Origin of the sequence: Nocardioides abyssi (genome assembly GCF_030412915.1) — a bacterium.
Lineage (GTDB): Bacteria > Actinomycetota > Actinomycetes > Propionibacteriales > Nocardioidaceae > Nocardioides > Nocardioides abyssi.
The window spans coordinates 1-243 of sequence record NZ_JAUHJR010000225.1 but is presented as its reverse complement, the minus strand read 5'-3'; the positions used below and the strand labels follow the sequence as shown (position 1 = coordinate 243).

The 243-nt window shown below is 72.8% G+C and carries 1 protein-coding gene; it reads right to left on the bottom strand.

Translation table 11 applies throughout. The annotated features are described in order from the left end of the window. A partial coding sequence (locus QWY29_RS20580) for a beta-eliminating lyase-related protein (RefSeq protein ID WP_300963081.1) occupies positions 1-243 on the bottom strand: 243 nt, incomplete at both ends.

Below are 243 nucleotides of genomic sequence, written 5' to 3'. Positions count from 1 at the left end.
CAGGTCCTCGATCGGGAGCACCGCGCCACCGGCGATGTTGTGGGTGCACTCCACCGAGATCGCCGCGGTCCGCACGAAGAACGGGCCGTGGTCGGGCGCGTGCATCTGCCGCAGCATCGCCTGGTCGACCGGGCCGCGCGGGTGGAACCAGGTGCGCATCGTGATGCCGGAGTACGCCGCGTGGGCGCCGAGCTCGGCGCGCGCGATGTGTGCGGAGGCCTCGCAGATGACCTCCTGGCCGGG